Below are 26,917 nucleotides of genomic sequence, written 5' to 3'. Positions count from 1 at the left end.
GAGATTCCGGACCCGGCCAATTTCACGTGCCTAGCTGGAAGCTGCCCATCCGCAGCCCCACGGCGACAGGCCGCGCTGAGCGTAGACGCGGTTGGCGATGTCGATCTGCTGGGCCTTGCTGGCGGCGGCGGCGTTGGGAGCGTAGGCGCCACCGCCGTTGCCGACCCAGGTCTGGATGTCGAACTGCAGGCCACCGTAGTAACCGTTGCCGGTGTTGATGGCCCAGTTCCCACCGGACTCACACTGTGCGACTTTGTCCCACATTGCCTCGTTCGGCGCCCCGGTGGGTCCGGAGGCCACAGCAGCGGCGGGGGCAGGCTGGGGACGCGCCTTGGTTCCGACCGTCACCTTCGCAGGGACGGGCTGGACCGTGACGTCAGAGGAGACCAGGGTCCTGGAAGCCTCTCGGCCATCCACCAGGACGAGTTTGAACGTCTTGCTGAGCAGCCCGAGGACACCTTCCTGGGTTACCGTCTTCTGGTCGCTGAACTGGGTGGGGTCCTGGGTGGTGACCGTGTCGAAGGGAACGTTCTCCGTCTCGGTGGCGGTCTTGCTCGTGTCCACCCGGGAAACCTTGATCACCATGTTGGGGACAACGGGGGCCGAGTTCGGCTGCGAAACCCGGTCGTTCGCGCCGAGCGAGACGCCGGCATCACTGAGCACGGTGCCTACGTCGGGCGCCGTCGTTGTCTTCGAAGAGCTCTGGCCATCAACGATCAGGCTGATCGTCTTGGGGGTCAGGATCGAAACGTAGGATCCGGAAACGGCCAGCTGGGTGTCCTTCGGCTGGGACACAGCCGAAGCGCTCGCGACGCCGAGCTCGGAGACGAGGCCTTCGACGTTGGGAGCCGTGGTGTTGACCGTCCGTTGGGCGCCATCGAGGCTGACGGTGACGGCCTTGGCCAGGTTGACGTTGATGATGGAGCCGTTCTGCACCGAGGTATTCAAAGCCGGTGAAACCCGGTCTTCGGCCTTCAGGTCGACCTTGGCTGCCTTGACCACCTGGTCAACGGTATTGCCGAAGGTCTGGACGGAACTCACTTTGCCGTCGACGTTGAGGGTGACTGATTTGTTGTTGCCCGTAAAGGCAACCACTCCCAGTACCAGCGCCGAAAGAACCAGCAGCTGCGCACCGACCTTGACGAAACTGAACTTGCCGCCCGTGGTGAAGAACTTGACCATGTTTGCCCGTAACTTTTGGACCATCCGGGCACGGGGAAAAGCGCACAGGGGCCTCCTGCCGCGGTCCCGAAGCAGGCAGAAGCATGCTGGAGGACTGCAGCGGAGCTGGGCGCCGCCACACTCAATTCAACTAAAAACACCAATTGCGAACGGAGTAAGTTGTCCGAAGGCCTTCCCCGACCCCGGCTACTGGTTACCCACTGTAACCGAAGCGTTATAAAGTGACCAAGATTTTTACATACCGGGTATGTAGTGCGACTTCTGCTCAGTCCCAGGATCCATATGTCGCCACGGTGTTTTGGGCCAGTTGCGAGCACAGCGCCGAAAGCTCGGTTCCCGTCACTTCAGCCATGGAACGGACCGTGTACGGGACCATGTAGCTTGCGTTCGGACGGCCCCGGTAAGGGTGCGGAGTGAGGAACGGGGAATCGGTTTCGACGAGCAGCAGTTCCGGATCCGCGATGGCCAAGGCGTCCCTCAGGTTCGCCGCATTCTTGAACGTCATGGTGCCGGCAAAGGACATGTACCAGCCGTTCATGTTACAAATCCGTGCCAGTTCTTCATCGCCCGAGAAGCAATGGAATACCACCCGCTCCGGGGCCCCCTCCTCCCGCAGGACCTGGACGACGTCGTCATGGGCGTCGCGGTCGTGGATCTGGAGGGTGAGGTCCAGCCTCTTTGCGATATCGATGTGGCGGCGGAAAGACTGGCGCTGGTGCACTAGGCCCTCGCCGTGGGTGCGGAAGAAATCAAGCCCGGTTTCGCCGATCGCGCGCACCCGTGGGTGGGCAGCCAGCTCTTCGATTTCCGCGAGAGCCGATTCCAGCTCTCCGCGGCCCGCGTACACGGGGGCGTCGTTGGGGTGGATGGCGACAGCTCCGAGGAGCCGCCGGTCGGCGTCGAGCGCCTGGACCGTGAACCGCGACGACTCCAGGTCGCAACCCACCTGCACCGCGCCCTGGACGCCCACGGCTTCGGCCGCGTCCAGGGCATCCGCCACCGCGACGTCGATCAAGCCGTGCCGGAAATCGAGGTGCGTGTGGTTGTCCATCACGGGGACCGGCAGAGGCTCGGGCGCAGGTGGGTACTCCTTGCGGGAATCGCCGGTATCCGGCGCGCGGTAGGAAGCCGGTGGGAGGGAATTGCACATGGATCCACCCTATCTTTCCCTGCTGATGCCTCCCTGACCGTTGCCGCATCCCACCCATGCCACTTGCTTCGGAAAGCTGCCCCTGTCTGCGGCGGGCCTTGGCTGGGTAGTCTGGTACAAAGGCGGTATATCCCGGCCAGGGCACCGCCGCCCGGCCGGGGTGCCGTCATGGCTGAGGGGATAGTCCATGGACTCAAAGCGACACGGCACCGTTGATGAACAGTTGGTACGGGACGAGGCCGTGGTTGCCCTGCCGCCTGAGCGCGAGTCCTTCAACGGGCACAAGCAGACGGTCATGGACCCTGAGCAATTCCACGCTGCCGGTGAGAAGATCCTGGCGGCCATCAACAAAGTCATCGACGGCAAAGCCGAGGCCGCAAAACTTGCCCTCACCGTGCTCCTCGCCCAAGGCCACCTGCTGGTGGAGGACGTCCCGGGTGTCGGCAAGACGCTGCTCGCCAAAACCCTCGCCCGCACCATCGATTGCAGGGTCAGCCGTATCCAGTTCACCCCGGACCTGCTTCCCTCGGACGTCACGGGGGTCTCGATCTACAACCAGTCCTCGCGCCAGTTCGAGTTCCGGATGGGCGCGGTGTTCGCCAACATCGTGATCGGAGACGAAATCAATCGCGCCTCCGCGAAGACGCAGTCAGCCCTCCTTGAATGCATGGAGGAACATCAAGTGACGGTGGACGGCCATTCGTACCAGCTGGGCGAACCGTTCATGGTTGTCGCGACGCAGAACCCCATCGAGATGGAAGGCACGTATCCGCTTCCGGAGGCACAGCGGGACCGTTTCATGGCCCGCATCTCGATGGGCTACCCGGACAAGCTCTCCGAAATCGAGATGCTCGAGACCCATCAGGCGGTCTCGCCCCTCGCCAAAGTCACCCCGGTGGTCACCTCCGCCGACGTGGCCGCGATGATCGCCACGGTGCAGCAGGTCTACGTCTCCCAATCCGTCAAGGAATATACGGTTGCCTTGGGCCGGGCCACCCGGGACAGCGCCCGGCTGCGCCTCGGAGCCAGCCCCCGCTCCCTGCTGCAACTACTGCGGGCGGCCAAAGCGACCGCCGCCCTGGACGGAAGGGACTTCGTCCTCCCTGACGACGTCATTTCCGTAGCCGAGTCCGTCCTGGCACACCGCATCATCCTGGACCGCAAGGCCGCGAGTTCCGGTGACACCCCGCAAAGCATCATCCGGGCCATCCTGGCCTCCCTCCCCGTCAGCCAAGACGCTGGCGCGGAACGCCGCGGCGCCTAGGGCAGCGAAGAAGGGGGCAGGCATGGCGCTGATCGATCTACTTCCGAAGCATCTGTTCACGAACCGGGGCTGGGGCTTGCTTGCCAGCGGCGTAGGTTCCTTGCTGCTGGCCCAGATCATGGGCAGGCGCGATCTGCTGGCCCTCGGGATCTTGCTGTTGGTGCTGCCGCTGGTATCGCTTGCCGGCGTCCGTATCCTCAAACCGCGCTTCCAGGTATTCCGCGAATTCCATCCCGCGTCCGTGGAGACTTCCTCCACGGCCACCGTGCGGCTGGCCGTGGCACGAACCGGCGCCGCCGCCGGACCGGTGATCATGGAGGAGCAATTGCCGGCACGTTTCGGCGAACCTCCGGCCTTCCGCTTTCCTGCCCGTGCCGCGTCCGGCGGCACCAGCCGCTACGAATACCATTTGCGCTCCGGCAAGCGCGGCCAGTTCAGGATCGGCCCGGTGACGGCCGAGTTCTGCGATCCCTTCGGCTTGTCGCTGCATCGCCACGAGATCGACGACGGCGACATCCTCACCGTAACGCCGGCCGCCGTCGAACTCCCCGCCACCGGGCTGGCCGGCGCACGCGGAAACGACGGCGTGACGGCCACCCGGATCCGGGCCAATCCCAGCGACGACGACGTGATGACCCGCGAATACCGGCACGGAGACCCCATGAGGCGAGTCCACTGGGCCGCGACAGCGCGGCACGGCGAACTCATGGTGCGGCAGGAGGAATCCGTCACCACGCCCGAGGCGACCATCATCCTGGACCAGCGCTATTCCGCTTTCGTGTCCGGCTCCGCCGCGGTCTTCGGTCCTACCCACGAGGACGCTTTCGAACTGGTGAGCAGCGAAAACTTCGAATGGGTGGTGACGGCAGCGATGTCGATCAGTGCCCACCTCGCCGACCGCAACTATTCGCTGCGTTTCCTCGATGCTGCAGGACACCCCGCGTTCCGCGCATCCCGCTCCGCACCGTATCCCGAAACCGAGGAATTCAGTGGTCTGGGAGGCCTGCAGTCCATCGCCGAAAGCCTGGCCGCCATCCAGCTAAGCGGCCCGCGGCATGTCCACGGCGAGCGCAGCCACAAAGAGGCCGCCGGCGTCGCCGATGGTGCCGAAGCGCCTTTCGACGACCATCTGATGGATAAGCTCGCGGCACACCGCCTGCGTGGTCCCGTCCTCGCGCTGCTCGGCAACATGCCGCTCTCGGAGGCCCGTGCGTTGGCGCCGGCCGCAGGCTACGGGGCCAACGCTTTTGCCCTCGTGGTGACCGACCACCCGCACCATGTCCAGCCGGTCATCGAAGCCTTGAAACTGGGCGGCTGGCGGGCCGTCGCCGTGAGTTCGAGGACAGACCTTCCCGCTGCATGGGCCGGTTTCGACCAAGGAGAGATCGTCGCCGCCGCTGCGGCAGCGATGGACGTCCGCCGTGGCGCGGCGGTGCCGCGATGACCACTACCTCCAGGAACGGCGCTCCGGGACGTTCCCCGCTCCCGGCGCCGGCAACGGCAGGCAACACCCCGTCGCGCGGCCCGGGAAGGTGGCTCCGCCCGCGAAAGGCAGGGCCGGGAGCCTACCCTTGGGCAATGTCCGCGGCCATCGCCGTCGCCGTCCTCGGAGCGTCACTCTCACTCAATGGGGTCTTCAGGGGCTGGGTGTGGCTGGTTCCCGCGATCACCACGGTGTTCATCGTCGGATTGACCCTGGCTGTCCTCCGTGCCCTGGGGGTCCACCCGGTGCTCACTACCGTGGGCGGCTTGGTCGCGTTGGTCTTCATCCTCGACTTCACGTTCTTCCGGCCGGAAAGCATCGCGGGCTTCATTCCCTCCGGCGCTACCCTGGACACGCTGGGCCAGTTCCTGAAACGGGCCGGCGAAACCGTGGTGTCGGAGACCGCCCCCGTCTCCCCGAACGCCGGAATAGTGTTTGTCGCCTGCGCGGGCCTGGGCTTGGCGGTTGTCCTGGTCGATGCCCTGGCGGTCCCGCTCGGCATGCCTGCGACGAGTGGCCTGGGCCTGCTGGTTGTCCTCGTTTTCCCGGCGACCATCAAGCCGCAAAGCGTCGGGCTCGCCGGGTTCCTCGCCGCCGCCGTCGGCTTCATTCTGATCCTGGGTTGCAGCCAGTGGTTCGCACCGGACTCGCGGCTGCAGAACGACACCGCCCACGGCACGGGGCAGCTCAAGCGGTCCATGGTGATCGGTGGCGTGGCCTTGGTTCTGGGGTTGCTGTTGCCGTTGGCGGTTCCGGGATTCGAGCGCGGGACGTTTCCCGTGGGTTCCCGGCTGAACCCGTGGGGCGTCTCCAACGGCCTGAATCCCATGATTACGCTCGGCAACAGCCTGCGGAATCCTACCGGCGACGGCAGCATCACCTATGCCACGAGTTCCACGGCCCCGGTGTACCTGCGCTCCGTCACCATTGACAAGTTCGACGGCGATACCTGGGCACCGGACGACCGGGAGGCCTCCCGGCGCATCGGACCGGGCCGGATGGCGCCGGACTACCCGCTCCCCTCCGAGTTGGTGCGCCAGGTGACGGTGATCGATACGGGGCAGTTCACCAGCCCGTATCTCCCGGTCCCCTATGCCCCGACAGCCGTCAACGGCCTGAGCGGACGCTGGTCGTGGGATCCTGAGACGCTCAGCATCCGTGGCGAGGACGGCACGACGAGGAACCAGCAGTACACGGTGTATTCAGCGCTGCCGGCCCTGACATCGGCAACGTTGAGCCAGGACAACGCCAAGCCCACTTCCATCTCGCAGGATTTCATCCAGTTGCCGGGCAACGTTCCGGACATCGTGAAGAACACCGCCAAGACGGTGACGGCCGGCGCCAACGGCAATTATGCGAAGGCGATGGCGATCCAGGACTACCTGCGCTCGTCCCAGTTCACCTACTCACTGCAGGCTCCCGTGCAAGGCGGTTACGACGGCAACGGGATGTCCGTGCTGGCGGACTTCCTGCAGCAGAAGAGCGGCTATTGCGTTCACTTCGCCTCCGCGATGGCGGTCATGGCGCGGCTCGAGGGAATCCCCAGCCGCATCGCCGTGGGCTACGCGCCGGGCCACTCCACAGGCGCCACGGTTGCCGTGGCTGGACAGGAACCCCTGCCGGAGTTCCAAGTGGATTCCCGTGACGCCCATGCCTGGCCTGAGCTCTACTTCGAAGGAGCCGGCTGGGTCGCCTTCGAGCCAACGCCTTCCCGTGGCGTGGTCCCGGCCTACGCGAGCGAGCCTGTGGCAGCGGGCGGCCCGAGCACCAACCTGCATGACGAGAACCTGGTGCCGGGTTCCTCGACTCCCGCGCCGAGCACCGCCGCTGTGCCTCCGCTTGCGGCTCCGGGGGTCGGAGCGGGCACGGCCACGGGCTCGGGAACCGTTCTTTACGTCACCGCGGCCGCGCTCCTTTTGGCGGTGTTAGTGGCCTCCCCGCGGTTGGTCCGCTCCGGCATCCGGGCGCGGCGCTTGAGGCCCGCGCGGGCACGACAGCGCGGTTCGGGACACGCGGCCGGCCCGGGCCCGCCCCGGGACGGCCCGGTCCTGGCATGGGCTGAGCTCCAGGACCTCGCCACGGATTACGGCGTACCGCCGGTGCCCAGCGAAACGCCGCGGCATTTCGCGGCCCGATTGGGCACCTCGGCTGCGCTCGGAGCACCGGTGGCGGCAGCGTCGCCGTCGGGCGCTTCCGACGACGCCGGGCGGCGCGCGCTTGCGTCACTCACGGGCGACTTCGAACGGCAGCGTTACGGTCCCCCGGCGGGAATCCCCGCGATTGCGGCAGCGGAGCAAGCGAACTCGGCCGCGGCCCGGATCGCGGCGGTCCGTGCCGCGTTCCGGCGCAATGCCTCCTGGATTGCCGTCTTGCGGGCGGACTGGTTCCCGCCGTCCTTGATGTCCAGGTGGTTCCAACTCCTGTGGTCGCCCTTCCGCTGGCGGCCCTGACCCAACTAGCTCGCATTAGATGTCGTTATGGGCCTCGAAAACGACAACAAATGCGAGTCAGTTGGGCTTGGAACGGCAAAGGCAGGGCACCGGAACCCAAATGTTCCAGTGCCCTGCCCTTCACTCAACGGCAGTTCCCCGTTGCGAGAGGTCCGCCGAAGTTCTACTAGTCGGCGTACGGATCCGCGATGCCGACGTACTGTGTGGTGAGGTATTCCTCGATGCCTTCGAATCCGCCTTCACGGCCCAGCCCGGACTGCTTCACGCCGCCGAACGGTGCTGCGGCGTTGGAGATGACGCCGGCGTTGAGGCCGAGCATGCCGGTCTCGATCCTTTCGCTGACGCGCAGTCCACGGTTCAGGTCCTTGGTGTAGACATAGGCGACCAGCCCGTACTCGGTGTTGTTGGCCAGGTTGATTGCCTCGTCTTCGCTCTTGAACGTGATGATCGGGGCAACAGGTCCGAAGATCTCTTCCTTCAGGATGCGGGCGTCCGCGGACACGTTCTTGAGCACGGTGGGCTGGTAGAAGTAGCCCGGGCCGTCCACCGGGGCGCCGCCGGTGACGGCAATCGCGCCGTTGGCGACGGCGTCGGACACGAGTGCATGCACCCCGTTGCGGGCCTTGCCGTCGATCAGCGGGCCGACCGTTGAGTCCGGCTCGGTGCCGCGCGCGGTGTTGAGTGCCGAGATCTTGGCAGCGAACTTGTCGGCGAAGGCGTCAGCGATGGAGTCGTGCACAATGAAGCGGTTGGCTGCAGTGCAAGCCTCGCCCATGTTGCGCATCTTGGCCGCGACGGCGCCTTCGACGGCCTTGTCCAGGTCAGCGTCCTCGAAGACCACGAACGGCGCGTTGCCGCCGAGCTCCATGGAGCTGCGCAGGACCTTGTCCGCGGCTTCGCGCATGAGGGACTGCCCGACGGCGGTGGAGCCCGTGAAGGAGATCTTGCGCAGGCGGTCGTCCTTGATGAGGGGCCCGGTGACTGCGCCTGCCGTGGAGGTCTGGATGACGTTGAGCACACCTGCGGGGAGGCCGGCTTCCTGCATGACCTGCGCGAAGAGCAGGCTGGTCAGCGGGGTCAGGTTGGCGGGCTTGAGGACCATGGTGCAGCCGGCAGCCACCGCGGGGGCGATCTTGCGGGTAGCCATGGCCAGCGGGAAGTTCCACGGCGTGATCAGCAGGCAGGGACCAACGGGCTTCTTCTGGACCAGGATGCGGTTCTTGCCGTCCGGAGCCGCGGAATAGCGGCCGCTGACGCGGACGGCTTCCTCGGAGAACCAGCGCAGGAACTCGGCACCATAAGCTACTTCGCCGCGGGCTTCGGCCAAGGGCTTGCCCATTTCCAGGGTCATGAGCAGCGCGAAGTCTTCTGCGCGCGCCGTGACCAGCTCGAACGCGCGGCGCAGGATTTCGCCACGCTCGCGGGGAGCCGTACGGGCCCAGGAGGCCTGCGCGGCTGCGGCGGCGTCCATCGCCGCGGCGCCGTCTTCCACTCCGGCGTCGGAAATACTCACGAGCACCTTGCCGGTGGAGGGATCCTCGACGTCGAACGTCTTGCCGGATGCCGCAGGCAGCCACTGGCCGTTGATGAGCAGCCCCGTGGGAACGGATGCGAGAAGTTCGCTTTCGCGATCGGCGGTAACAGTCACAGTGACTCCTTCGTCAGTCAGCGCAGCTTGTAGGGATGCACCAACACTTGATTTTTGTGGAATTACTGTCACGGTACTGCCCGCCGCGAAGCAGTGTCTACGCCTTCGCGCACTGCCGCGGGGGGTGGAGTTTGTGCAGTTGCACAGCCCCTGGTGAGGCGGAAGCCACCGCACCCGCCAGTACGGCACTACCGCGCCGCGAGCACGGCCTTAACGCGCCGCGAGCACAGCGGAGTAGAGCTCGCGCTTGCTGATGCGGGCCTCCTCGGCCACCGCCGCCACGGCTTCCTTGAGCCTGATGCCTTGTGCAATGAGTTCATTGACCGCGGCAACATGGTCTTCGGGCTTGCCTGGCGCCTGTTCGGGGGCGCCGGCCACGACGACGGCGATCTCGCCGCGGACCTCGTTGTTCTCGGCCCACTCCAGCAATTCCCGGACGGTTCCCCTGATGACCTCCTCGTAGGTCTTCGTCAATTCACGGCAGACCGCGATGCGGCGGTCAGAACCAAACCGCTCGTGCAGGGCGCGGAGCATGGGCTCAAGCCGGTGCGGTGCCTCGAAAAACACCATCGTCCGCCGTTCGTCGGCCAGGTCCGCAAGCCGGGAGCTGCGTTCTCCGGCTTTGCGCGGCAGGAATCCCTCGAAACAGAAACGGTCCGTGGGCAGCCCCGAGAGCGCCAGCGCCGTCAAGACGGCGGACGGGCCCGGGAAGGCTGTGACGAAGAGCCCGGCCGCCACGGCTCCCTCCACGAGGCGGAAGCCGGGGTCGGACACTGCGGGCATGCCGGCGTCGCTCACCATGATGATGGTCTTGCCGGCCCGCACGTGATCCAGCAGTTCCTCGGTCTTGGCGGCCTCGTTGTGCTCGTGGTAGCTGATGACGCGGCCGGACACGGTGATGCCGAGCGACTGGACCAGCCGGTGCAGGCGCCGGGTGTCTTCCGCGGCGACGATGTCGGCCGTCTGCAACAACTCGATGAGCCTGCTGGAGGCATCGCCGACGTTGCCGATGGGGGTGGCGGCCAGCACGATCCGGCCTACGCCGTCGGGCAGCACGGGAAGAGCCTGCTCCTCGAGGGGCTCCGCCGGGTCGGGAACGGTGGTTTCATCCGGGGAGCTCAGCTGTTCAGTCACCCAACAAGCCTAATGCCCCGGCTGCGGCTTTCAGTGAGCTACCGGAGCCGAAAGGTAGCATGGGCTGAGTGACCGATACCTCCGTGCGCCCCGCCCCGCAAACCTGGTTGATACGGCCCCGGGAGGCTTTTACGGCCGAGGCCCTGCGGACGCGGCTCATTGGCAGCATCCAAAGCTGGCGGGATTATCCGCCGTCGTTGAGGCTGTGGTTCTGGCTGATCCCCACGATCACGGCCGTGATCGGCGGAATCCTGCGTTTCGTCCGCCTCGATGATCCGCACAGCCTGGTCTTCGACGAGACCTACTACGTCAAGGATGCCTACTCGCTCCTGGTCAGCGGATACGAGCGCAGCTGGCCGGACAAGGCCAACGACGCCTTCAATGCGGGCAACCCCAACGTCCTGCTCAACTCCCCCGAGTACGTGGTCCATCCCCCGGTGGGGAAATGGATGATCGCCTTCGGGATGTGGCTCTTCGGTTCGGACAACTCCTTCGGCTGGCGGTTCTCCGCCGCCCTGACGGGCACCCTCTCCATCTTCCTGATCGCCTTGATCGCCTTGAAGCTGTTCCGTTCCCACATCCTGGGCGCGGTCGCGGGGCTGCTGCTCGCCGTCGACGGCCACCACCTGGTCATGTCGCGGACGTCCCTGCTGGACATCTTCCTGATGTTTTGGCTGCTCGCAGCCTTTGGCGCCTTGCTGATGGATCGCGACGACGGCCGGCGGCGCCTGGCGGCACGGCTTGCCGCGCTGGCAGCCGCTTCCAAGGACGGACGGCCGACGGCGTTGCACCTCGCCTCGGGCCCGTGGCTCGGATTCCGGTGGTGGCGGCTGGCGGCCGGCGTCTGCCTCGGCTTGGCGGTCGGCACGAAGTGGTCGGCCCTGTTCTTCGTTGCCGGTTTCGGCCTGATGACCGTCTTCTGGGACATGAGCGCCCGGCGCATCGCGGGCATCCGGAGCTGGCCCAGCGCGGGAATCATCAAGGACGGCATTCCCGCATTCCTCACCATGATCCCGGTGGCCGGTGCCGTGTATTTGTCGACGTGGACCGGCTGGTTCCTCTCCAAGGACGCCTATTACCGGCACTGGGCGGACACGAATCCCTCCGCCACCTGGGGCTGGATTCCGGGGCCGTTGCGTTCCCTTGCCTATTACCATGTGCAGGCCTACAACTTCCACCAGGGCCTCAGCTCGCCGCACCCGTATTCGGCCAGTCCATGGACCTGGCTCGTCATGGGGCGCCCCACGTCGTTCTACTACGAGTCCCCCAAGCCGGGAACGCCCGGCTGCGACCTGCCCAACTGCACCTCGGCAATTCTGTCCGTCGGCAACCCCGTGGTCTGGTGGGGTGCCACGATCGCGCTCTTTGTGGTCCTGTTCTGGTGGGCCGGACGCCGCGACTGGCGGGCCGGGGCCATCCTGGCGGGCGTCGCCGCGGGGTACCTGCCCTGGTTCATGTACCCGGAGCGCACCATGTTCTACTTCTATGCGCTCTCCTTCGAGCCTTTCCTGGTCCTGGCCCTCGTCTATGGCTTGGGCCTGGTGCTGGGCAGGAGTGACGCTCCTCCGTGGCGCCGCCGGTCCGGCCTGTACCTGGTGGGCCTTGTGGTTGTCCTTGCCGTGCTGTTGTCGGCGTTCTTCTATCCGGTCTGGACGGCGGAAGTGATCAGCTACCAGGACTGGCACATCCGCATGTGGATGCCTTCCTGGATCTAAGGGGGCTGCTCCGAAGGGCGGGCACACACAAAGGAGCGGCCCGCCCGGGATTGGAGATTCCCGGGCGGGCCGCTTCTTTCGTTGGTGGCGAAGTGTTACTTCTCCGGCACGCCGGTTTCCACGGGAGCCTCCGTGTCAGTGTTCGCGGCGTCTTCCGCAGCGGCTTCATTCCTGGGAGGAAGTCCGCGACGACGGCGGGTAGGCCAGGTGAAGATGAGGGTCAGCAGCGCCGTGAGGAAGACCAAAGCGCCGATCGCGATTCCGGAGTCCATCCAGTACTGCCCCGGGAACAAGCGGATCAACGTGTCGTCGAGCGCAAAGGTCCAGGTGCCGTTGGCGAAGAAGATGTGGTGGAAGTCCGTGAAGAACTGCTGCCAGCCCAAGGCCGCTAGCGTGCCCAGTCCGATAATGAGCACCAAGGTGACGATCGAACCGGCAAACAGTCCGCGGCGGATCCCGCCGGTGCTCCGCTTGCGCAGATAGATCATTGCGATGATGCCAATGATGATCATGAGGGCACCGGCGCCGAAGGCGGAGAGAATCACGGTCTTGACGTCGGCCATGTGGGCAACTTCGCCCTCCTTGAACAGCTTCTCGCCGTTCTGGTTGACGAGGTCGCCCAAGTATCGTGGCCCGGACCAGTTGGTCAGGTAGTCCACCGCATAGGAACCATAGGTCATGCGGTCATCGGCGTTGAAGCCGTAGCCGTCGCCGGGGAATCCCGGCCGGTAATACTCCACCCACAGGAACAGCGGGCTCGCCACGGCGCGGATTGCGAGTATCAGCAGGACCACGGGGTAGAAGACAGCCAGCAGGACCTGGAAAATGCGCGGCGCCAGCGGCTTGGCGTTGGCAGCCTGCTCCCGCTCGTGGTTGCGGCGTTCCACCTCGGCTTCCGGGGGACGGACCTGAAGGGCCGACGTCGGCAGCGGCTCTGCGAAGAGGGCCGGTTCCGGCCCGGTCTCCGCAGCCTCTGCGGCTTTGCGGTCGGCCCGGCTCTCCGGCTGTTGTCCTGCCAGGGGCTCGGCTGGCGCATTTCCTTCCTTGGGCGCCCGCTTCGAAGAGTCCCGGGGTGCGTCAGCAGCACCTGCCGGGCGCGCGTCAGCGGCCGTGGACTTGGGGGCGGGCTTCATCCATTCGAAGGCCGGCTCATCGCCGCCGTCGTGGATATCCGCGTCCGGGTCGTTGGGGATCGGGCTCTTCTCGGTCACTTGGATTTCACTTCCGTAGGATTCACATGCCGGAGCAGGAACGGTCCGCTGGCAATCTTCTCTGCCTTTGAGCCTACCGTCAGCCCTCGCGGAGAGACGATGAGCCACCCCGGCGGACGTCGGATTGCGGCCGGACCCGGGCGCCGTCAGGCGGCTATCTCACGGTAACCGGCGTCGTTTGCGTCCAGGTCGCCTGTGGCGCCGGCGCGGAATGCCCGTCCGCCCAGAACCAAGGCATAGACCCAGTATGCCGCGAGAACGAGCGAACCGATCAGGATCTTGGCCCACACTGGAAGCGGGCTGGGCGTCACAAAGGCCTCGACGAGTCCCGAAACGAACAGGACAAGCACCAAGCCAAGTGCCACCGTGATCAGGGAGCGCCCCTCGTCCGCCACTGCCTGCATCCTGCGCCGCGGTCCCGGGGCAACCATGGCCCAGAATATGCGTAGTCCGCCCGCGGAGGCGATGAACACGGCTGTCAGCTCCATGAGGCCGTGCGGCAGGATGTAGCTGAAAAACACGTCCATCTTGCCGGTGGCGGCAAACACACCCGCAGCAATCCCCAGCCCCTGTGCATTTGCGAACAGCGTGTACGGCACCCAGAATCCGGTGATGCCCAGGGCCACGGCCTGCGCGCCGATCCATGCATTGTTCGTCCAGACGGCGCCGGCGAAGGACGCAGCAGGGTTCTCGGAGTAGTAGCCGACGAAGTCATGGTCGACGTATTGCTTCACGGCATCGCTGCTTCCCAGGGCCCGCAAAGCGTCCGGCGACGTTCCGATCCAGAGCGTGTAGGCCGCGGCAACAAGGCAGAAGAACGTCCCGCACCCTACCGTGAGCCACCGCAGGCGGTAGAACGCGGCCGGCAGGGAGACCACGAAAAAGCGGGCGAGGTCTTCCATGAAGTTCGATCTCGCCCCGGTGAAGCGGGTTCGGGCCTGCGCGAGGGCCGCCGACAAGGACGCCGAGAGTGCGCTTTCCGGCGCCACGGATCGAATGAGGGACAAGTGTGATGACACCACTTGGTACAAACGCAGGAGCTCGTCGGCTTCGCCGCCGTCGAGGCGCCGTTTGTGCGCGAGCTCATGCAAACGGGACCATTTGGTCCCGTTCACGACAGAGAAGGCATCCATGTCCACGGCTCCACCCTAATCCCAACCTTCGCCAAACAGTCCCACATCCCAGCAAACCCTGCTCCACGGCCGTTGCCGCCGCTAGACTCGATCCAGCGGGAGCCGTCCGGTCCTGCGGACATCGTGGCAAGGCTTGGGGGCGGGCTTGAGTTCGATCATTACCGGCGAGGCCGTGGTCCTCGAACTGCGGCCGGCGTCATTCGGGGCAAGGGCGCTCGGGCTTATGCTCGACGTCCTGGTTCAGGTTGTTTTGTTGCTCGGCCTGTTGTTCCTGCTCGGTATGGTGGCGCCGGATGTGGACGCGGCAGCGGGCCGTGCCATGGCCTTGTCCAGCGTGGTGCTGTGCCTCGTGGTCGTCCCCGTTGCGGTGGAAACGCTGAGCCGCGGCCGCTCGCTGGGCAAGTTGGCCACGGGGCTCCGGATCGTGCGCGACGACGGCGGATCCATCCGTTTCCGGCACGCGGTGATCCGCGGGTTGATTGGTTTCCTGGAGATCTACGCAACGTTCGGCGGATTGGCGATCGCCGTCGCGCTGTTCAACGGCAAGTCGAAGAGGCTGGGAGACGTTGTGGCCGGTACGTATTCGCTCAGGCAGCGCGTTCCTTCCGAACCCAAAATCCTTGCCTACGCGCCCCCGTACTTGCAGGCGTGGGTGGGACTCGCGGACATCGGCAGGGTTCCGGACGGCACGGCGCGGCGGGCTTCGCAGTTCATCCAGCAGGCTTCCCGGATGGCTCCGCGCTCGCGTGCCAGCCTGGCGGCAGCCCTCGCAACGGAACTGGCGGCGTACGTCGCCCCGCCTCCCCCGCCCGGAACAACGCCGGAGGGCTACTTGCACGCAGTACTGGGCGAGCGGCGAAACCGGGACCTGGAACGGCTGCGCCGCGCAGAACAACGCAGCGCCGTCGTCGGGGATCGACTCAACAAGCTCCCGTTCACGGGCTAGTGCAGACGCGCGCACCCACGGTGCGCACCGCCGTCGGGCCATCTGCGGCACGTTCCGGAAGCGCTCAGCGCTTTGCGTAGCGTGTCCAGTCAATGTTCCAGTCGCCGAAGCCTTCAAGCGGTTCCACTGCGGGGGCGCCGGTGTTCAGCACCTGCACCACGTCCCCTGTCCGCATGTTATTGAAGAACCAGGCGGCGTCGTCAGGGAGCAGACCAACACAGCCGTGCGAGACGTTGTCCACGCCAACGGCCCCGTACGCCGAGGGCAGCGCTTGGTGCACATACACCCCTGAGTTCGTGAGCCGGTTGGCGTGCTCGACGACGAGCGGCGCGTAATAGCCCTTGTCACCGGGTTTGAGGCCGATGCTGCCCGCATTGAACCTGGAATGGCGTTCCTGCTCCATGATCACGGCGTAGCCGGTGGGCGAAAGCCAGTCCGGGCTTCCGAGGGTGACAGGAGCAGTCTTGACGAGTGCGCCGTCGAAATACACTTTCATGGCCTTGGTGGCGTCATCCACGACCGCTATCCGCTGCGGACCGGTCGTGAACGTGGACCTGACGTTGGAATTGCCGATCATTCCGCTGCCGAAGTCCCTGCCGAACAAGGGCAAGTCCACGGCGACCCTCGTGTCGGCCGCCCAGAATGCTTCAGGGCGGATCCGCACTTTCCGGTCCGAGTACCAGCGCCAGGCCACTTCCTGGCCCGAGGAAACACTGATCTTCACGGCCTCTTCCATGGCGGCTTTATCCGCCACGGGCTCGCTGAAGTTGATTTCGATGGGCTGCCCTGAACCCATGATGGAGCCATCGCGGGGGAACACCACCGCATTGGCCTCGTTGGCCGTGGATACCGTGGTGAAGGACTGGGTCTTCCGGGTTTCCCGGCCCGCGCCGTCAACAACGGTAAACCCGTAGCGGTATTCGGTGTTGAACTCCAGGGGATCCAGCGTGGACCACGTGCTGCCGTCGGCGCTGATGGTTCCCCTGACGGCTTTGCCACCCGCGGCCGGCACCAGTTCAACGTCTTTCAGGGTGCCGTGCACCGCCTTCACGGAAGGCCCGACGGCGGGATTCACTTCGCGGGCACCGTCAAGGGGCGTGATTCCCAACTCCACTGCCGTCACGACTGCGGATCCGAGCCCGGCGTCGGTGCGCTGGGGCGTTCCCGCTTCCGATTCAACCGCTGTTTGCAGCCAATCAGGGGCGGTTGCAACACCGAGTCCTCCGGCCGCAACGCCGGCACACATTCCGATGATTCCGAGAATCTTCCCGGTCTTGCGTTTCCTTTGCGTCCCCACGGCAACCCCACATCCCCCGGCAGAAAGCCAGCCCCCAAGACTGACCCGCCCAGTCTACCGGGGGTGCCGATCCGTCCTGGACGGTGCCCGGAGGTCGCCGTCGGTTGGCGTACTGCCTAGTTGGCGTATTGGGCCCAGGGGATGTTCCAGTCGCCGAAACCGTCGTCGAAGTTGGCGTAGTCACCCTGCGTATTGACCACTTGGACGACGTCTCCGGTGGTCATGTTGTCGAACACCCATTTCGCCCCGTCAGGTCCCAGACCGATGCAACCGTGGGACAGGTTCGTGACGCCGATGTACGGCAACGCCGAGTCGGTGGCCTGGTGGATGAACTCGCCGCTGGGTGTCAGGCGCGTGGCGTAGTTGACGTCAAGCTGTCCGTAGTAGGCCGGATCCCCCGGTTTGAGGCCGATGGTGGAGGCATCCATGTGCTCCACCCGGTACTTTTCCATGAGCACCAGGTAGCCGCGCGCGGAAGGGAACCTGGTGTCTCCCATGGTGTCCTGCCACTGGCCCACTTGCTGGTCGTTGACGCTGACCGTGAACGTGTGGGCAACTGCGTCGGCAACCGCCACCTTCTTGTCGCCGATCTTGAACGTGTTGGTCTTGTTGAAGTTGCCGATCTGGCCGTTGCCGAAGTCCACCCCGAACAGCTTGAGGTCCACGGTGACGGTACTGTTCGCTGCCCAGAAGTTCTCCGGGCGGTAGCGCACCATGGTGTCGCTGAACCAGTGGAAGGCCCCGGCCTGGCCTGAGGTGGACGTGACCTTGATGGCCTTCTCGACGGCGGCTTTGTTGACCACGGGTTCACTGAACGTGAGCTGGAGGGGCTGCGCCACGCCTACCTTGGACCCGTCCAGGGGGTACATGGCGGCGTCTGCCTCGTTCTGGGTGGATACCGTCGTGAACGATCCGGTCTTCGACGTTGCTCGGCCGACAGAATCCGCAACCGTGTAGTTGAAGGTGTAGGAGGAGTTGAACTCGAGGGGCGTGGAGGCAGTCCAGCTCAGTCCATCCGGAGTCAACGCACCATCGACGGTCTTTCCCTGGGAGCTCGTCAAGGAGACCCTGTCCAGCGTTCCGTCTTTGACGCTGATCGTGACGGGAGCAGCCGGATTCACTTGTTTGGCACCGCTCGCAGGCGAGGCGACCACCGTGGCAGGCTTCACGACGGGCAACACGGCTGCCGCTTCGCTGCGTTCGCCTGATGACCCCTCGGATTCGATTGCCGCACTGGCCGCGTGCGGGGCCACTGCCGCGAACGTGCCGCTGAGCGCGGCGATGAGGCAGACCACCACGATCCAGGCGACCTTCCGGAACCTGCTTCGCTTCGTTGGCGCAGTGTCCAAGAGACCGGCGTTGCCGCTGCCCTGTTCATTGTCGAAGAGCCGCGCGGCGTCCACATGCTCGAAAGTGTCCGCTTGCTCGCCGTCGGGATTAAGACCCATTCCTGTTTTCTCCAAAACTCACGCCCCCCAAAAAAACCCACGCCCCACAACCGCATCCTAAACGGCGCGGCTTGATATTGGCTGGGAGCGCGCCCGCGGGCTTGCTCCCAGCCGGTGTTCTCAGTACCGGTAGTGCTCCGGCTTGTACGGACCGGCGACGTCAACGTCCAGGTATTCCGCCTGCTCCTTGCTGAGTTCGGTCAGTTCCACGCCCAAGGCATCCAGGTGCAGCCGGGCGACCTTCTCGTCGAGGATCTTGGGCAGCACGTAGACCTGGTTCGAATATTCGCGCTCGGCCCCTGGGCCAGAGCCGGTCTGGTCCTTCTTGGTCCACAGCTCGATCTGCGCGATCGTCTGGTTGGCGAAGGAGTTGCTCATGACGAACGAGGGGTGGCCGGTCGCGTTGCCCAGGTTCAGGAGGCGGCCTTCGGAAAGCACAATGATCGATCGCTCTTCGCGGCCGTCGGCCGCGGCGAACACCCACTCGTGCACCTGCGGCTTGATTTCGACCTTCTTGACGCCGGGGACCTTCGCCAGTCCGGCCATGTCGATCTCGTTGTCGAAGTGGCCGATGTTGCCCACGATCGCCTTGTTCTTCATCCGGAGCATGTCGGAGGCCATGATGACGTCCTTGTTGCCGGTCGTCGTGACGAAGATGTCGCCCTGTTCCACCACCGAGTCCAGCTTGGCCACCTGGTAGCCGTCCATGGCTGCCTGGAGTGCGCAGATGGGATCGATCTCCGTCACGATCACGCGCGAGCCCTGGCCACGGAGCGCCTCGGCCGCGCCCTTGCCGACGTCGCCATAGCCGCAGACGACGGCGACCTTGCCGCCCATGAGGACATCCGTGGCGCGGTTGATGCCGTCAGGCAGGGAGTGGCGGATACCGTATTTGTTGTCGAATTTGCTCTTGGTCACCGAGTCGTTGACATTGATGGCCGGGAACAGGAGCTTGCCCTGTTCGGCGAGCTGGTAAAGACGGTGCACGCCCGTGGTGGTTTCCTCGCTCACGCCACGGATGCCGGCGGCGACGCGGGTCCACTTCTTCGGGTCGGCGACGAGGCTCTTCCGCAGCACGTCGAGGACGAGTGCGTACTCTTCGGGATCGCTTTCCGTCGCGGCCGGAACCGCACCCGCAGCTTCGAACTCGACGCCCTTGTGGACCAGCAACGTGGCGTCGCCGCCGTCGTCGAGGATCATGTTGGGTCCGAGCTCCGGGTTGGCGTCCGCGCCCGGCCAGCTGAGAATCTGCTCGGCGGTCCACCAGTATTCGTCGAGGGTCTCGCCCTTCCACGCGAACACGGGGACACCTTGCGGATCCTCGACGGTTCCCTGGCCGACCACGACGGCGGCAGCGGCCTCGTCCTGCGTGGAGAAGATGTTGCAGGAGGCCCAGCGGACCTCGGCGCCGAGGGCTGTCAAGGTCTCGATGAGCACCGCGGTCTGCACGGTCATGTGCAGGGATCCCGCAATGCGCGCACCCTTGAGCGGCTGGCTCGGACCGAATTCGGCGCGCAGCGACATGAGGCCCGGCATTTCGTGCTCGGCGAGGCGGATCTGGTGGCGTCCGGCTTCAGCCAGGGAGATGTCTGCAACCTTGTAGTCGAAAGTCATGGAAGTCCTTTGGAAGTACCGAATGGTCAGGTCAGGTGGAGCTCAGGCGTGCCGGAGACCGTCGTGCAGTCCTGCGTCGTGTTGGTCCGAGGCCGCGGCGTTGGCGGCTGCCAGCAGCTCCGGCGGCAGCAGCAACGGGATGCCGTCCTGGATGGCATAGCGGATCTTTTCACCCGAGGCGGCCGCGGCCGTCGAGACGAGATCATCGCCGTCCTGCTCCAGCGGGGACCCGGTGACAGGGCACCGCAGGATGGACAACAATTCAGGACTGACCTTTGGCATGGTTGAAGCTCCCTGGATGGCATCTCACGGACGCCGCTATGGACAGATATGGCAGCTTCCAGAGTACAACCCGGCGGCGCTGAGCACGTTGTCACAAAAGCCCGTCCCGCGGGAACAGCGACACACTGCGTCAGACGACGGCCAGTTCCCGTCGCGCCGGACTTCAGGAGGGATCGCGCAGGATGCGCAGGTGCCTCCTGGTTCCCTCCACAGGGGCCGGCCCGTCAAAAGGGGTGCGGACGCTGCGAAGCTCGGGTGCGGGTGCCGGGGCCGATGCGGCCTCGCGCACGGCGTTGGCCAGGGCAAGGAGATCGTCCGGTCCGGGCTGGGGCGGGGAGGACGGCATGGCCAGCCGCATGACTTCCCAACCCCTCGGTACGGTCAACGACTCCGCATGCTGCGCGCACAGATCGTAGGAGTGCGGCTCGGCATACGTAGCCAAGGGACCAAGCACCGCCGTGGATTCGGCGTAGACGTACGTCAAAGTGGCCACCGCGGATTGGCGGCAGGCTGATCTGGAACACTGACGAATTGCACCCACAACATCCCAGATTAGCCGCACTTCGCCGCGGCGCGGTGCATTGCCCCTTTGCGGGCATTATGTCGCGTTGGCCGAATCACGGGTCTAAAGTCGATATATGCAGTCACAGCACCACGTTCCGGGCTTTACGGTCCATTTGTCCGACACCGGGGACAGCCAGGAAACGACGACGGCGGGCTCGTCCGCACGCGGCTTCAGGGAGCGCCGCAGGAACCGCCACGGGCGGGGATTGCGGGGCGAAATCATCCTGCCCAACCTTCCGGGCTACCGGACGCGTGCCGAGAGGTTCGACGACCTTGTGCTCGATTCCGCGGAACGGCTGCAGGATATGTGGGGCAAACGGCTCGACGGCGTCGCGTTCGCCGTCGAAGAGATCCCGCCGAACCTTGAACAACTGGTGGCCGAAGGAACCGCGGCGCCGCTGGGTTCCTACACCCCGGCGGCCCACGGTGCCGGACCCGTCATTACGCTCTATCGGCGCGTCGTCGAGCACACTACCGGCGGCCGCGAGGACCTGCAGGACCTGGTGCACGACGTGGTCGTCGAGTACACCGCCGAGATGCTCGGAGTGCCGCCGGAGACCTTGGATCCCGTGTACCGCCGTCGTTATCAGTAACCCAGGGTGACCTGTACTTTTTCGTGGCCGGCAGCGCCGTCCTGGATGGTCAGGACCGAAATCCCGGGCTGATCGCCTTGGCCCAGCACGAGCGCGCCGTAGGCCGCGTCCCCTGACGCCGACACGATGTAGCCCGAAACCGCCGCGCCGTCGGACTTGTCCGGAACGCCGATGACCGAAGTGGTCCCCCCGGCAATGTCCACGGTTTCCGTTTTGTGCACCTTGCCGTCCGAGGTGACGGGCGTGTAACTGACCGTCGCACGGCCCGTCGGCACGCCGAAGCTCAGGAAGCGGGTGCCGCCTTGAGGTACTGGCACCATGTGCTGGCTTCCGAGACGGACCGCAGCCGGAGACCAGGCGAAATCAACAGGATCCGCGGACTTCAGTCCCCGCGTCACGCGTGAGGACGCGGCGAAGGAAACATCCGAGGTGGCGCTCACCGTGTACATGCCGGCCGGGACGCCCGTGAGCGGTACTTCGGTGACCGAACCCGCTTTGGCGGTCACTGCTCCCCCGCCGGGCAACGCGCGCTGGCCGTTCGGCCCGAACAACCGCACATCCACCACGGCGTCGACGGGACCCGGGACCGTGATCTGCAAGGCAGGAACGACATCGGCAAACCCGGGCTTGTCCGCGAGCGACTTCACGGCGGCCGGGTCCTGGATGTCCACCCCGGTCATGACCTGGGAATCGGCGACGCCGGCACCGGGAGTAATGAGTTCGACGCCACCGGCCGTGAGGCCACGAAGGACGCTTTGCTGGATGGTTGCCGCGACGGGGCCTCCACCGCTGCGCAGATGGACGGAGAGCTGACCCTCGTTCGGGGCCAGTCCGGCCAAGTTGATGGAACGGGTCGTTCCGGGCGAAACCAGCAAGCCACGGCTATCCGGGGCTTGGATCTGGCCACGGGCGCCGAACAAGTCGAGATTGACGGTGGCCGGCGTGCCCGAGGCATTGCTGATGTTCAAAACCGCCGTCCGCCCCAGCGCGGTGTTGGCGCCAAGGAGCCATGCATCGTTGACCGGCTGTTGGCAGGGCGCCGCAGCCAGTCCGCGGAGATCGCCGTCGCCTGCGGTGTAGCTCATCAAGCCCGCTACCGCGGCCTGCTGCCCGCTGATGGGATCGGCGTCCACCACAGTGACGTCGCCCGCGGGCCTCTGTGCCACGACGCCGGCATTCAGGACGGGAGGTCCTGACGCCGGCGGCTGCGCGGCAGCGGGGGGTTTGGCAATGCCGGCGATCGCGGAGCCACCGAGCGCGGCGAGGTTGCTCCCTGGGACGGATCCGGTGGCGTCACTGAGGACCACCGCGTCGAGGAAGCTCTTTGCCGAGCGTGAAACAGGATTGAACTGGGTGTCGGTGCCCGCCGGGGTTCCTTCGGCGAGGCGGGGAGGTGCCGGGCACACCGCGGTTGTCTTTCCTGCCGGGACATCCGCGAGGGACATGTCCAGGGTTTTGTTCCCTGCCGGGGACGGCACGATGGATGCTGCCGACACCATCCCGGCCCCTGCGGCAAGGAGCAGCGTTGCGGAAAGCGCTCCCAACACAACAGCTTTGTTCTTGTTCTGGCCTTTGTTCCGGCTCTCGGCTTTGCGCTGGCCGCGCCTCCGCGACCCCGCGCCGGCCTCGGGGGCCGGGCCTTGGTTGTCAGACACTGCTGTACTCCTTACGGAGAGAGTTTTGTTCCTTCAGGAGGCCCGCCTTCGGCCTGCGGGCGGGCATGGGGATGGCCAGCAGGACGGTCAATCCAATGACCACGGCCTGCAGGATGCTGAGCCAAGGCTCCCAGACGGTGGTGTAGCGGATCTCGATCTGGCCGCCTGCGGGCGGCAAGGTGAACGCTTGCGCCCATCCCGACGTCGTCGGGCTCAGTTGACGCCCATCCAACCAGGCGCTCCAGCCGGAGTCCGCCCGCTCGGCGAGCACTACCTGGCGTCCGTCCGTGCCTGCCGGGATGCTGCCGACGGAAGACGTCCCGAGGGATGGCAAGAGGGCAACAACGGCACCCTTGGCGTCCACCACCCTGGCACGGTGCGCCGTCTCGGCGTCGGCTGCAGCGGCCTGGTTGAGCGGCGTGACCCGCCACAGCCAGCCGGAATCGGTCTTGCCCACGGCGACCAGGCCGGGAACGGAATCGATCCGGTTGGCCGTCAACTGCGCAGCCGTGTCCGACGACTTCAGAACCACGAATCCGGCACCAAGCTGCTCAAGGCCGGGCCGGGGGTCCACGCCCGTTCCCGCGACAATCGTGGCTACGGCGTTACGGATGGACGCGGTGGCGTCGTCGTCGGCCACCAGGCGTTCCTGTCCGGGTGATCCGACGATGGAACGTGCGGCAGCAACAGTGGAGAGCGAATCCAATGTAGTTCCGGCGCCGCGCATAAGTGAGGACGTGTAGCCACCACTGTCATCCGCGGTGATGACCAGCGTCCGTGTCTGTTCCGGGCCTTGGCCGTGGTCGACGGCGGTGGCAGGCAACGTGCCCTGCCCGGACGGCTGGACAAGCCGCGGCGTGCCAAGCGCGCCGCTGGCCGAAGGCGAAGTGCCTGCACCGGCCAGGGCATTCTGGGTTGCCCACAGGCCCATGCTGGCCAAGGGCCCGGCAATGAGGAGGAGGGTTGCGACAGCGGAGACGATCCGTGCTGCCGCGCGCTGGACCGGGCGGCCGCCCTCTGCCTTGACCTTCAGCTGGAAGAGGTTTTCAGCGCCGATCAACGCCGCTCCGAGGAACGCGAAGCCCGCGGCGGAAACTGCCGGGCCCGTGAAAGGAGCCACGAGCAGGTTGCCGTCCACTCCGGTTGCCACGTGTCCGGCGAGCCATGACCAGGCGAGGAGCACAAGGGCCCCGGCCCAGAGGAAACGTGCGATGCGTGACCGTTTTCCGGGAACAAAGAGTGCGGCAATGGACAAGAGGAGGACCGGCGCACCAAGCAGCAGGGCAAGGGCCAGAGCCCACGGAATACCCGACGGGCCAAACGGCGCCAACCCGGCCAATCCGCCGTTGACGTCGAATTTCAAGGGTTGGCCAAGCAGTTGCTGCCACAGCGGTGCCGCTTGGAACCCCAGCGGGAGGCCTGGATCGGCCAGCATGGCGCGGGGTCGTTCCAGGACCGAGAGGACATACGGCGCAAAGAGCGCGGCGCTCGGAAGCAGCGACCACCAAATGGTCCGCCCGCGCCGCCCCAAGGCGATGCCGCAAAAAACAATGAGGACTACCAACGGAAGCAGCAGGGACGGCGCTGAGGCCGTCACCACCGCCAGCGCCAGGCCGGCCGCGGCAGCAGCCGTCCACGACGGAGTGCCGTTGACGCCCGGCTTGCCGGGGAACGGCTTTGTTGCGGCGTAGCCGGCGGGTTGGACCCGGTGGCTATTCAACGCAGCGTCGCGCCCGAGCGCAGAACCAGTGGCCCGGAAGAGGGCCAGCGCCAGCAGGGGCATCGCCACGTGTGCCAGGAGGGCGCCGGCCCGTCCCTGGTTCAGTGCGACCTGGAGGGCCGGTGCCCCGGCCCAGATCAGCGCCGCAATGAAACGGTATCGGCGCAGCGTGGTCATGGCGCCCGCCGCAAACCAGGCGCCCAGGCCGGACAACGGCATGGCCAGCAACAACAGCCACACGATGGCTGTGCTGGAGTCTCCTCCCCCGAGCAATGAAACAAGCCACAGGATGTAGGCGAACGGATCACCGTGCCCGGGCAAGCCTGCCCCCAAGTTGATCCACCAACTGGACGCGGACCGCCAAATGTCACCGGCTGCGGACAACGGCAAGAGGCCGCCGCCGGTCACCGCGCTGGCCCCCAGGAGCCCCAGCAGCCCCACGATGGAGGCGGCCAGCGCAACAAATCCGGCGGCCACTGCGCCTGTTCCGATCCAACCCCGCTCGTTCGTCGCGAGGGCCACGAAATCGTCGCCGGCGTCGCCGCTCGGTTCAGGAGCGAGGGAATCCGTCTCCTGGAATTCGTCGGCGCCAATCGCCTCGATGAGGGAGCGGCGGTGGGCCCGGACCTCGCGGCGCGGGGTCTGAAGGCCCTTGACCATCGAGCGGCGTACGCGTCGCGTCCGGGCGGCGTTCTGCCTGGACCGCCAAATCGCCCTGGGACGGCCGAGGGCCGCGATGGTGGCGCCGAGCTGGGAAATTCCGTAACCGGGCTCTTTGACCAGGATGCTCACGACGAGCCTCACCATGCTTCCGAGCAACGCGCCGAGCGCATGCAGGGGAACCTTCCACGGCGAAGCATGGGTAAGCCTCAAATGGATCTGGCTCTTGCGGGCGGCGGCGGGTGTCGCAAGGCTGTGGGGACGATGCTCGACATGGAACATGCGCGCGGCCGGGACCACGACAACCCTGTTGCCCGCAAGCCAGTTGCGCCAGCAGAAATCGACGTCGTCTCCCACGCCGGGAAACGCGGGGTCGAAGCCGCCCAGTTGCTCCCAGGCGTCGCGGCGGATCAACATGCCCGCGGAATTCACCGCGAAAGTGTCCGTGCGCCCGTCGTACTGGCCTTGGTCGAGCTCGTCGGCTTCAATGAGCGTCAGACGCTCGGCCCAGCGGCTCGTGGAAAGACCGGCGTCGATGAGCCTGCGCTCCGCGTCCCAGGCCAATTGCTTGCAACCGGCCACTGTGACCGACGGCGCGCGCTCGACTGCCTGAAGCAGCTCGGCGAGTGCGTCCGGGGCCGGAGCGGCGTCGTCGTGCAACAACCAGATCCATTCGACGGCCCCCGGCTCCCGCGAAGGGGCCGAACGGGCCAGGCCAGCCAGGACGGCAGCACCGAAACCTACTTTGTGTTCGCCGGTGCTGGTGACGTTGGCCGCGCCGAGGGCCCGCTGCAGCAACGCTGCGGACTTGTCGCGGGAGCCCGTATCAATGCCAATGGCGGCATCTGCCGGACGCGTCTGGTCCAGCAGAGCCGCCAGGGTTCTGGGGAGATAGTTACCGCCGTCGTGCGAGACGACGACGGCGGTAACGTGTACTGCCTTGAGAATCAGACCGCTCGCTTCCTCAGCCTGCGGCGTTCACGCTCGGAGAGCCCGCCCCAGATACCAAAACGTTCATCGTTGGCGAGTGCGTATTCAAGGCACTGCGAACGGACATTGCACGCACCGCATACCTTTTTGGCATCCCGCGTGGAGCCGCCCTTCTCGGGGAAGAACGCCTCCGGGTCCGTCTGGGCGCACAAGGCGTCCGTCTGCCAGCCAAGTTCGCCTTCATCGTCGAAGTCACCTTGGCCCGGAAGCCCGATCCACACCGGCTGGGCCGGATTGTCGAGCGGACCGCGCAGCTCCATGGGAGGATCATCGAGATCGTCCTCCGGATCTACCGGTGCTCCTCCCACGAGAGCCTCGTGCGCAGCAAGAAGGGCTGTTGCCTCATCTTCCAGCGACTCCCGAGTGGCCTCGATATAGCGGTCGGCCGCCTGCGGATCTGCCGGGTCAACATACCAATCCCCCGGAACTTCGCGCGACCGGTATTTCACCGACGCATAATCCGCGACGACTGCATCTTCCTGGATACGCAACGCTTGCCCCATGGCGTCCCTCCTGATTTTTGCAGCTGCTGCCGTGCTCATTCGGTACTCGGTTATGTACCCGATACTCCCGCAGCGGCGTTCGATATCTAATTACACGTGTGTAACTACCAAGCCGTCAAGCCGCGCCGGGATAATAATCAACTTTCCGCACTAACCAGCGCCGCGCCACGCCCGGTATTTTTTCGCCCCGCCCGCGCGCCATGGCGGAAAACGGAAGCTTTGCATCACTTAAGATGTATTTTCATTGAATTTCAGGGAAATCGTTTGACCCTTCG

General features: G+C 65.8%; 20 protein-coding genes. 6 read left to right on the top strand and 14 right to left on the bottom strand.

All coding sequences use genetic code 11. The annotated features are described in order from the left end of the window. Positions 1–30 precede the first annotated feature (30 nt). Together KNN17_RS13380 and KNN17_RS13375 are read right to left on the bottom strand one after the other, a co-directional pair. Complete coding sequence (locus KNN17_RS13380; protein ID WP_241709521.1) at positions 31–1,182, bottom strand: resuscitation-promoting factor; 1,152 nt, start codon at positions 1,180–1,182, stop codon at positions 31–33. A gap of 265 nt (positions 1,183–1,447) precedes the next feature. Then, positions 1,448–2,332, bottom strand: a complete 885-nt coding sequence (locus KNN17_RS13375; RefSeq protein WP_241709520.1) for a TatD family hydrolase — start codon at positions 2,330–2,332, stop codon at positions 1,448–1,450. Between the two features lie 187 nt (positions 2,333–2,519). On the opposite strand from KNN17_RS13375, the gene KNN17_RS13370 reads away from it, so the two are divergent. The 3 genes from KNN17_RS13370 (at position 2,520) to KNN17_RS13360 (ending at position 7,529) form a co-directional block, all read left to right on the top strand. Continuing rightward, the gene (locus KNN17_RS13370) at positions 2,520–3,596 is read left to right on the top strand and encodes an AAA family ATPase (RefSeq protein ID WP_241709519.1); all 1,077 of its coding nucleotides are present in this window, start codon (positions 2,520–2,522) and stop codon (positions 3,594–3,596) included. A 22-nt stretch (positions 3,597–3,618) separates the two neighbouring features. Then, positions 3,619–5,040 carry a DUF58 domain-containing protein gene (locus tag KNN17_RS13365; protein WP_241709518.1) on the top strand — a complete coding sequence of 474 codons (1,422 nt, stop codon included), beginning with the start codon at positions 3,619–3,621 and terminating at the stop codon, positions 5,038–5,040. A gap of 134 nt (positions 5,041–5,174) precedes the next feature. After that, on the top strand, positions 5,175–7,529 hold the full coding sequence (locus KNN17_RS13360) for a transglutaminase TgpA family protein (RefSeq protein WP_241709517.1): 2,355 nt from the start codon (positions 5,175–5,177) through the stop codon (positions 7,527–7,529). Between the two features lie 166 nt (positions 7,530–7,695). Here the strand turns inward: KNN17_RS13360 and KNN17_RS13355 are convergent, their stop codons facing one another. Then, complete coding sequence (locus KNN17_RS13355; protein ID WP_241709516.1) at positions 7,696–9,177, bottom strand: NAD-dependent succinate-semialdehyde dehydrogenase; 1,482 nt, start codon at positions 9,175–9,177, stop codon at positions 7,696–7,698. Positions 9,178–9,387: 210 nt separating this feature from the next. Beyond that, positions 9,388–10,311, bottom strand: a complete 924-nt coding sequence (gene rsmI / locus KNN17_RS13350) for a 16S rRNA (cytidine(1402)-2'-O)-methyltransferase (protein ID WP_372489678.1) — start codon at positions 10,309–10,311, stop codon at positions 9,388–9,390. 68 nt (positions 10,312–10,379) lie between these two features. On the opposite strand from rsmI, the gene KNN17_RS13345 reads away from it, so the two are divergent. After that, a complete protein-coding gene (locus KNN17_RS13345; RefSeq protein ID WP_241709515.1) occupies positions 10,380–12,026 on the top strand; it encodes a dolichyl-phosphate-mannose--protein mannosyltransferase in 1,647 nt (548 codons plus the stop codon). Between the two features lie 95 nt (positions 12,027–12,121). Here KNN17_RS13345 and KNN17_RS13340 read toward each other — a convergent pair whose 3' ends face one another. Both KNN17_RS13340 and KNN17_RS13335 read right to left on the bottom strand, forming a co-directional pair. Next, positions 12,122–13,237: a TIGR01906 family membrane protein gene (locus KNN17_RS13340; RefSeq protein WP_241709514.1), complete on the bottom strand. Its 1,116-nt coding sequence runs from the start codon at positions 13,235–13,237 to the stop codon at positions 12,122–12,124. Positions 13,238–13,383: 146 nt separating this feature from the next. Further along, positions 13,384–14,376: a stage II sporulation protein M gene (locus tag KNN17_RS13335; RefSeq protein WP_241709513.1), complete on the bottom strand. Its 993-nt coding sequence runs from the start codon at positions 14,374–14,376 to the stop codon at positions 13,384–13,386. Positions 14,377–14,515: 139 nt separating this feature from the next. On the opposite strand from KNN17_RS13335, the gene KNN17_RS13330 reads away from it, so the two are divergent. After that, entirely contained in the window at positions 14,516–15,316 is an 801-nt protein-coding gene (locus KNN17_RS13330) for an RDD family protein (protein WP_241709512.1), read from the top strand. 64 nt (positions 15,317–15,380) lie between these two features. Here KNN17_RS13330 and KNN17_RS13325 read toward each other — a convergent pair whose 3' ends face one another. The 5 genes from KNN17_RS13325 to KNN17_RS13305 form a co-directional block, all read right to left on the bottom strand. Then, positions 15,381–16,613, bottom strand: a complete 1,233-nt coding sequence (locus KNN17_RS13325) for a L,D-transpeptidase (RefSeq protein WP_241709511.1) — start codon at positions 16,611–16,613, stop codon at positions 15,381–15,383. 116 nt (positions 16,614–16,729) lie between these two features. Next, positions 16,730–18,061 carry a L,D-transpeptidase gene (locus KNN17_RS13320; protein ID WP_241709510.1) on the bottom strand — a complete coding sequence of 444 codons (1,332 nt, stop codon included), beginning with the start codon at positions 18,059–18,061 and terminating at the stop codon, positions 16,730–16,732. A gap of 120 nt (positions 18,062–18,181) precedes the next feature. Next, positions 18,182–19,675 carry an adenosylhomocysteinase gene (gene ahcY / locus KNN17_RS13315; protein WP_241709509.1) on the bottom strand — a complete coding sequence of 498 codons (1,494 nt, stop codon included), beginning with the start codon at positions 19,673–19,675 and terminating at the stop codon, positions 18,182–18,184. A 42-nt stretch (positions 19,676–19,717) separates the two neighbouring features. Then, positions 19,718–19,957, bottom strand: a complete 240-nt coding sequence (locus KNN17_RS13310) for a Trm112 family protein (RefSeq protein ID WP_241709508.1) — start codon at positions 19,955–19,957, stop codon at positions 19,718–19,720. A 163-nt stretch (positions 19,958–20,120) separates the two neighbouring features. Continuing rightward, complete coding sequence (locus KNN17_RS13305) at positions 20,121–20,498, bottom strand: DUF3499 domain-containing protein (RefSeq protein ID WP_171983396.1); 378 nt, start codon at positions 20,496–20,498, stop codon at positions 20,121–20,123. A gap of 97 nt (positions 20,499–20,595) precedes the next feature. On the opposite strand from KNN17_RS13305, the gene KNN17_RS13300 reads away from it, so the two are divergent. Continuing rightward, positions 20,596–21,114 carry a metallopeptidase family protein gene (locus tag KNN17_RS13300; RefSeq protein WP_241709507.1) on the top strand — a complete coding sequence of 173 codons (519 nt, stop codon included), beginning with the start codon at positions 20,596–20,598 and terminating at the stop codon, positions 21,112–21,114. Here KNN17_RS13300 and KNN17_RS13295 read toward each other — a convergent pair. The 3 genes from KNN17_RS13295 to KNN17_RS13285 are packed head-to-tail and all read right to left on the bottom strand — an operon-like array spanning position 21,108 to position 26,642. Continuing rightward, a complete protein-coding gene (locus KNN17_RS13295) occupies positions 21,108–22,769 on the bottom strand; it encodes a DUF5719 family protein (RefSeq protein WP_241709506.1) in 1,662 nt (553 codons plus the stop codon). The two genes, KNN17_RS13300 and KNN17_RS13295, sit on opposite strands and share 7 nt — an antisense overlap. Continuing rightward, on the bottom strand, positions 22,762–26,097 hold the full coding sequence (locus KNN17_RS13290) for a glycosyltransferase family 2 protein (RefSeq protein WP_241709530.1): 3,336 nt from the start codon (positions 26,095–26,097) through the stop codon (positions 22,762–22,764). Before KNN17_RS13290 ends, KNN17_RS13295 begins: the two co-directional genes overlap by 8 nt. Then, a complete protein-coding gene (locus KNN17_RS13285; protein WP_241709529.1) occupies positions 26,097–26,642 on the bottom strand; it encodes a WhiB family transcriptional regulator in 546 nt (181 codons plus the stop codon). The genes KNN17_RS13290 and KNN17_RS13285 overlap by 1 nt, the downstream gene beginning before the upstream one ends. Positions 26,643–26,917: the final 275 nt, after the last annotated feature.

This window comes from Arthrobacter bambusae (genome assembly GCF_022606295.1).
Taxonomy (GTDB): domain Bacteria; phylum Actinomycetota; class Actinomycetes; order Actinomycetales; family Micrococcaceae; genus Arthrobacter; species Arthrobacter bambusae_A.
This window is presented reverse-complemented; position numbering and strand designations above follow the sequence as displayed.